Below are 7194 nucleotides of genomic sequence, written 5' to 3'. Positions count from 1 at the left end.
AACTTCAGCTACTCCTCGCGGTCTGGACCGGCGCCTGCCCCACCTGTCACCGCGACATGCCACAACCGATACCGACCTGACCAAGCACTACTAGTCCGCCTCACCCCCTCACCCCCTCGCATCCCCTCGCACCCTCCGCATCCCCGAAAGCAAGCCCCACCCCCCACTCCCCAAGCGCTCGAACGGTTGAGCGAAGCTCGGTAATAATTCTGCAAAGAGGAAATGGAACGGCTTCCTCCGGCGTTCCCCCTGCCTAGAGGGACCCCACGCCCTCCGAACGGCATGCCCTGAGCGAGGAGGAACGCCACGTGAGCCACTACGTCAGCAGGCTCGGGCGACGCTCCCCGGCCGCCGCGGCGCGGATGCGGCTGCACCGGAAGCCGCGCCGGGTCGCGATGCTGTCGGTGCACACCTCACCCCTGCACCAGCCCGGTACGGGCGACGCGGGCGGTATGAACGTATACATCGTGGAGCTGGCCCAGCGGCTGGCAGCGCAGGGCATCGAGGTGGAGATCTTCACGCGGGCCACGACCGGCGCCCTGCCCCCCACGGTCGAACTGGCCCCGGGCGTCCTCGTCCGGCACGTCGACGCCGGCCCGTACGAGGGGCTGGCGAAAGAGGAACTCCCGGCCCAGCTGTGCGCGTTCACGCACGGGGTGATGCAGGCCTGGGCCGGTCACCGCCCCGGCCACTACGACCTGGTCCACTCGCACTACTGGCTCTCCGGCCACGTCGGCTGGCTCGCCGCCGAACGCTGGGGCGTGCCCCTGGTGCACGCCATGCACACCATGGCCAAGGTCAAGAACGCCGCGCTCGCCGCCGACGACACCCCCGAGCCCGCCGCCCGTGTCATCGGCGAGACCCAGATCGTCCGCGCCGCCGACCGCCTCATCGCCAACACGGCAGAGGAGGCCGACGAGCTCGTACGCCACTACGAGGCCGACCCGGCCAAGGTCGCCGTCGTGCACCCGGGCGTCAACCTCGACCGCTTCCGTCCCGCCGACGGCCGCGCGGCGGCGCGGGCCCGTCTCGGCCTGCCCCAGGACGCCCTGATCCCCCTCTTCGCCGGCCGCATCCAGCCCCTGAAGGCCCCCGACGTCCTGCTCCGCGCGGTCGCCGTCCTCCTCGACGAGCGCCCCGAGCTGCGGTCGAGGTTGGTCGTCCCGGTCGTCGGCGGGCCGAGCGGCAGCGGTCTCGCCAAGCCGGAAGGCCTGCAGAAGCTGGCCGCGCGGCTCGGGATCGCCGATGTCGTACGGTTCCGGCCGCCGGTCGGGCAGGAGCAGCTCGCGGATTGGTTCCGGGCGGCGTCCGTGCTGGTCATGCCGTCGTACAGCGAGTCGTTCGGGCTCGTCGCCATCGAGGCGCAGGCGGCCGGTACGCCGGTGCTGGCGGCCTCGGTCGGCGGCCTCCCGGTCGCCGTACGGGACGGGGAGACGGGTTTCCTGGTCCAGGGCCACGATCCCGTCGCCTACGCGCGCGTGCTGCGCGATTTCGCCGACACCCCCGACCTGCCCGCCCGCATGGGCGCGGCCGCCGCCCGGCACGCCGAGTCCTTCGGCTGGGACACCTCGGCCGCCGCCACCGGGGAGGTCTACACGGCCGCCATGCAGGAACACCGCCGCCACCGGGTGCGGGGCCACTACGGGTGAGCCGCCGGCCTGTCGGTACCGGCGGGTACGCTCGCCCCATGGCTGACGAAGCGTCGATCATCGAGCCGGTGTCGAAGGCGCCGAAGGTGTCGCAGGTGTCGCAGGTGTCGCAGGTGTCGATCATCGAGCAGGTCCTCGACGAGGCCGAGCTGGAGTGGGAGAGCCCGGCGCCCGGCACGTACGTCGTGAAGCTCCCCGGCACCCGCAAGCTCTCGACGACCGTCTCCCTGATCGTCGGCCGGCACTCGCTCTCCCTCAACGCCTTCGTGATCCGCCACCCCGACGAGAACGAGGCGGGCGTCCACCGCTGGCTCCTGGAGCGCAACCTCAAGCTGTACGGCGTGAGTTACGCCGTCGACCCGCTCGGCGACATCTACGTCACGGCCCGGCTGCCCCTGTCCGCCGTCACCCCCGACGGCATCGACGGCCTCCTCGGTCAGGTCCTGGAAGCGGCCGACGGCGCCTTCAACACCCTCCTCGAACTGGGCTTCGCCTCCGCGATCCGCAAGGAGTACGCGTGGCGTGTGTCCCGGGGAGAGCCGACGCGCAATCTGGACGCGTTCAGCCACCTCACACGAGGGGCGGCCGACCAGCCCGGTAGCGGCCAGGGGTGACCCCCACCCAGCGCCTGAAGTGCCGCGTCAGATGCGCCTGGTCGTAGAAGCCGGCCACCGCCGCCGCCTCGCCCGGCCGCATCCCGTCCAGCAGCAGCCGCCTGGCCCGCTCCACCCGCCGGGACATCAGATACTGGTGCGGCGCGATCCCGAAGGCCGCCCCGAACGCCCGTACGAGATGCGCGGGGTGGGCGTGCACCGCCCCCGCGGCCTCCTCCAGCGTCACCCCCTCCGCGACCCGCTCGTCGAGCAGCTCACGCAGCCGATGGGCGACGGTACGGCCGAGGGGCCCCGGTCGGCCGATGAGCCCCGGTCGGCCGGTGGCCCGTGGCCGTAGATGCCCCCGCAGCCGTTCCCCGACGAGCGCTAGCCGGCTCTCGGCCTCCAGCTCGTCCCCCGGTCGCGCGAGCGCCGCGTGCAACTGCCCCACCCGCCGCCGCAGCACCGGATCCCGCAGATCCGGCTTGTCCACCGCCGCCCCGATGAGACTCTCGTCCAACTCCAACGCGCTCGAATCCAGGTCCAGATACAACACCCGCTTGCGGAAACCCTTGTCCGTGACGGGCGCCCCGTTGTGCGGCACGTACGGCGGCAACAGCGAGACCGTGTCGTTCGGCGTCCCGTGCTCGTGCCGGTCCAGCTCGTACCGCACGGCCCCGTCGTCGACGATCAGCAGCGTCCAGACGTCGTGCACATGCATCGGGTACGCGTACTCCGTGTAGTGCGCGTGGAACACCTCGACGATGCCGGGCACACGGGGCCGCCAGGCGGAGACCTCGCGCCGAGGGGCCGGCTGAGGTCGAGGGGACGGCTGCCGCTGGGGAGACCGCTGCCGCTGGGGGCACATGCAAAGAACGTACAAGACGGGGGCGTACGCCGGTCGGCAGTCTCGTTCCATGAACAGCCCCGCGAACAGCCCCATGGACAACGAGACCCCTGTGGATGTGTTGCCCCCCATCCGCTTCGACACCAAGATCGCCGTCCTCCTCCGCGACGACCTGGAGACCTGGCAACGCCTCAACGTCACGTCCTTCCTGGTCAGCGGCCTCGGCCCGGCCGTTCCGGAGGTGATCGGCGAACCGTACGAGGACGCCGACGGCACGGCGTACCTCCCGATGTTCCGTCAGCCGGTCCTGGTCTTCGAGGGCACGAAGGAGGTGCTCAAGGCGGCCCACGCACGTGCGCTGGCCCGGGCCCTTCCCCGCGCCGTCTTCACGTCCGACCTCTTCGCCACGGGGAACGACCGCGACAATCGCGCGGCCGTACGAGCCGTAGAGGCAGGGGAGTTGGACCTGGTGGGGTTGGCGGTGTACGGGCCGCGCAACGGGGTGGACAAGGTGGTGAAGGGGGCGCGGATGCATCCGTGAGGGCGGGCGGAGGCGTAGGCGGCACACGCGGTAGATGCGGCACACGCAGCACATGCGGCACACGCGGTACATGCGAGTGCGTGCCGGACCGAGCCGGTGCGGGCTGTGCTCAGACCGAGCGGGTGCGGGCTGTGCTCAGACCGAGCCGGTACGGACCTCGGCTTCCGCGACGACACCCTTCTCCACCGACATGGCGGCGGCAGCCCCCTCTTCCCCTTCCATCTCCATGTCCGGCATCCGGCGCATGAGGGCCCAGTACCCCACCCCCGCCACGGTCCCGATCACCGCGCACATCCCCCACAACCAGTCGGCGCCCCACCGGTCGATGACGACGCCGGACATGAGCGGAGCGACCAGCGCGGCGACGGACCACGACATCGTGTACATGCCCTGGTAGCGGCCGCGCCCCTGCGCGGGCGAGAGGCGGACGACGACGCCGGTCTGGGTGGGCGCGTTGACGATCTCGGCGAGGGTCCAGACGCAGACGGTGAGGGCGAAGACCCCGATCGACCCGGCGAAGGCGGTGAGCCCGAAGCCGTACCCGGCGAGCACGGACGAGACGACGAGGAGCCGCCCCGGATCCCGGTGCTCGATGAACCGGGTGACCGGGATCTGCAGGACGACGATCAGCACGCCGTTGACGGCGATGGCGAGACCGTAGTCCGCCGGCGTGAACCCCGCCTCGCCCATGGCGACCGGCAGCCCCACCGATCCCTGCTGAAAGATCAGCGCGACGAGGAAGGACAGCCCCACGACACCCATGAACCGCCCGTCACGGACCACGGTCCCCAGCCCGACCGCCTCCTCCGTGCCGCCGCCCTTCCCCGCCACCGCCGTACCGCTGACCGGCCGCGACTCCGGCAGCTTCAGGAAGACGAGGACGGCGCAGACCAGCGTCATCCCGCCTTCGATCAGGAACCCGGCGCGATAACTGACCTCGGCGATGAACCCGGCGGCCATGGAGGAGATGGCGAAACCGAGGTTGATGGCCCAGTAGTTGAGGGAGAACGCGCGGACGCGGTCCTCCGGCCGGACGATGTCCGCCATCATCGCCTGCACGGCCGGGCGGGACGCGTTGCTGGTCGCGCCGACGAGGAAGGCGACGGCGGCGATGGCGACCGGATGCTGGACGAAGCCGAGGAGCGCGACCGACACGGCCGTCGACGCCTGCGCGATGAGCAGGGTGGGCCGCCGCCCGAGCCGGTCGGCCATGACCCCGCCGCCGAGGGACGAGATGACCCCGCCGAGGCCGTGCAGCGAGGCGACGAGCCCGGCGTACGAGGCGGAGTACCCGCGGTCCAGCGTCAGATACAGCGCCATGAACGTGGCGACGAACGCGCCCAGCCGGTTCACCAGCGTGCTGGTCCACAGCCACCAGAACTCCCGGGGCAGCCCCGAGACTGACTCCCGGACGGCACGTCTGGCAGCGACGAGTGGCATGCGGATCCCCCACGGACGTAAGCGGCTAAGGCGGTGAACACAACTTACGAACGCGTTCGGGCGGCAAGCCACCCAATTAGCAACCCCAGTCAACTGTCGGCCCGAGCGGGGGGTCCTGTATGCCCGTCTGCGGGGCCCTCTGTCCGCCTGTCGAGCCGGGAGTGTGGTCGTTTCCGGCCGTCGATTACGCTCGGAGCCATGGCCGACGCACCGTACAAGCTGATCCTCCTCCGCCACGGCGAGAGCGAGTGGAACGAGAAGAACCTGTTCACCGGCTGGGTGGACGTCAACCTCACGCCGAAGGGAGAGAAGGAGGCGACGCGCGGCGGTGAGCTGCTGAAGGACGCCGGCCTGCTCCCCGACGTGCTCCACACCTCCCTCCAGAGGCGCGCCATCCGCACCGCGCAGCTGGCCCTCGACTCAGCCGACCGCCACTGGATCCCGGTCCACCGCAGCTGGCGCCTGAACGAGCGCCACTACGGCGCCCTCCAGGGCAAGGACAAGGCGCAGACCCTCGCGGAGTTCGGCGAGGAGCAGTTCATGCTGTGGCGCCGCTCGTACGACACCCCGCCGCCCCCGCTCGCGGACGACTCGGAGTTCTCCCAGGCCTCGGACGCGCGCTACGCGACCATCCCCCCGGAGCTCCGCCCCCGCACGGAGTGCCTCAAGGACGTCGTCACCCGCATGCTCCCCTACTGGTACGACGGCATCGTCCCCGACCTCCTCGCCGGCCGCACGGTCCTCGTCGCCGCCCACGGCAACTCCCTCCGCGCCCTCGTCAAGCACCTCGACGACATCTCGGACGCCGACATCGCAGGCCTCAACATCCCGACCGGCATCCCCCTCTCCTACGAACTCGACGCCGACTTCAAGCCCCTGAACCCCGGCGGCACCTACCTCGACCCCGACGCGGCGGCAGCGGCGATCGAGGCGGTCAAGAACCAGGGCAAGAAGAAGTAGGTTGGGTGATCATGCCCCCGACCTGCGCAAACGGCGCCGGGCGGGGGCATTTTCGCGGCCTGGGCCCACTGTGGGCCCTCAGCGTCGGTGATCAGTCCGGCCGCAGAGCCTTGCCGAGAGCGTTCCGCGCGCGGTCCCGGCTGGTGGGCAGGAGGTGGGCGTACACCTTGAGCGTGAGCCCCGGATCGGAGTGCCCGAGGTACTCGCTTACGGCCTTGATGCTCTCTCCGGCGTCCAGCAACACAGACGCGTAGAAGTGCCTCAACGCGTGCATGCCGTGCTCACGCGCGGCGGCATGCTCCCGGCTCTTCGCTGTGGGGATGACGCCCACCTTGGCGAGCGCGGGCTTCCAGTGGTCTTCGTTCAGCGACGTACGCCAGACGTGCCCACCCAGAGGACCGGTGAAGATCAGGCGCTTGGTCACGGGCGGACCGCCGGCGCGCATCCACGGCAGCGTGATCTCTATCGGTGGGAAGAGCTTCATGTGTTCCTTGAGCGCGTCCGCCACGGGGTCGGGGAGCGGCACGTCCCGCAGCTTGCCGCCCTTCGGCGGGGCGAACACGGGCGTACTCAGGCTGAGCTTGAGCTGTTGGACGACGTGAACCGTGGCGTTGTCGAAGTCCAGCTCTTCGACCGACAGCCCAAGGATCTCGCCCTGTCGGAGCCCGCACCCGGCGCCCACGTCCACCATGGGCCGGAACCGCTCGACCAGGGCGCCGCGCATGGCGAAGACGCGCTCAGGCAGCCACGGGACCACACGGCGCGCGCCCATCTCGGGGAGCGTCACCGTGCGGGAGTTGCAGGGGTTCCGAGGCAGGTAGCCGTCTTCGACGGCCGCGCTCAGGATGGCGCGCACGTTGGAGAAGACGACGCGGGCGTACGAACCGGACATGCCGGAAGCTTCGAGCTGGGTCACGAACTCGCGGATGTGGCTGGGCTGGAACGAACCCAGCGGCCGGGCCCCGATGCGCGGGAAGGCGTGAAGCTTGAGCTGAGACTGCATCGACGCTCGGGTGTTCGGGTCGCCGCTCTGGCTCTCCAACCACTCCTCCGCGAAGTCCTGGAATGAGGGTCTGCCGCACGATCGGGTGACATCTGAACTGGCTTGCCCTGTGGGGCAGGTGGGAAGGATGTCGCTGTGCCCAAGCCTTATCCGGAGGAGTT

Annotated in this window: 6 protein-coding genes and 1 pseudogene; 4 read left to right on the top strand and 3 right to left on the bottom strand. The window is 70.6% G+C overall.

Features of this window, described 5'->3' with window-relative positions; genetic code table 11:
• The first annotated feature begins 308 nt into the window (after positions 1-308).
• Positions 309-1649 (top strand): D-inositol-3-phosphate glycosyltransferase, encoded by a 1341-nt coding sequence (mshA, locus tag ABT147_RS46870; RefSeq protein WP_351418628.1) that lies wholly within the window; start codon positions 309-311, stop codon positions 1647-1649.
• A gap of 38 nt (positions 1650-1687) precedes the next feature.
• Positions 1688-2263: a type III secretion system chaperone family protein gene (locus tag ABT147_RS46865; RefSeq protein WP_351418626.1), complete on the top strand. Its 576-nt coding sequence runs from the start codon at positions 1688-1690 to the stop codon at positions 2261-2263.
• Here the strand turns inward: ABT147_RS46865 and ABT147_RS46860 are convergent.
• Positions 2220-3110, bottom strand: coding sequence for an AraC family transcriptional regulator (locus ABT147_RS46860; protein ID WP_502983287.1), 891 nt, complete (start codon positions 3108-3110; stop codon positions 2220-2222). The two genes, ABT147_RS46865 and ABT147_RS46860, sit on opposite strands and share 44 nt — an antisense overlap.
• A 49-nt stretch (positions 3111-3159) precedes the next feature.
• Here ABT147_RS46860 and ABT147_RS46855 point away from each other — a divergent pair, with 49 nt between their 5' ends.
• Positions 3160-3630 (top strand): DUF2000 family protein, encoded by a 471-nt coding sequence (locus tag ABT147_RS46855; protein ID WP_351418622.1) that lies wholly within the window; start codon positions 3160-3162, stop codon positions 3628-3630.
• Positions 3631-3765: 135 nt separating this feature from the next.
• On the opposite strand, the gene ABT147_RS46850 is transcribed toward ABT147_RS46855, so the two are convergent.
• Positions 3766-5070 (bottom strand): MDR family MFS transporter, encoded by a 1305-nt coding sequence (locus ABT147_RS46850; RefSeq protein WP_351418620.1) that lies wholly within the window; start codon positions 5068-5070, stop codon positions 3766-3768.
• A gap of 198 nt (positions 5071-5268) precedes the next feature.
• Here ABT147_RS46850 and ABT147_RS46845 point away from each other — a divergent pair, with 198 nt between their 5' ends.
• The gene (locus tag ABT147_RS46845) at positions 5269-6030 is read left to right on the top strand and encodes a phosphoglyceromutase (RefSeq protein ID WP_152169830.1); all 762 of its coding nucleotides are present in this window, start codon (positions 5269-5271) and stop codon (positions 6028-6030) included.
• A 91-nt stretch (positions 6031-6121) separates the two neighbouring features.
• Here the strand turns inward: ABT147_RS46845 and ABT147_RS46840 are convergent.
• A pseudogene (locus ABT147_RS46840) lies at positions 6122-7105 on the bottom strand (tyrosine-type recombinase/integrase); the annotation flags it as partial.
• Positions 7106-7194 lie beyond the last annotated feature (89 nt).

The sequence above is a fragment of the Streptomyces sp. NPDC001868 genome, assembly GCF_040297125.1.
Taxonomy (GTDB): Bacteria; Actinomycetota; Actinomycetes; order Streptomycetales; family Streptomycetaceae; genus Streptomyces.
Note: the sequence above shows the minus strand (reverse complement) of the source record. Positions and strands in the feature narration are given on the sequence as shown.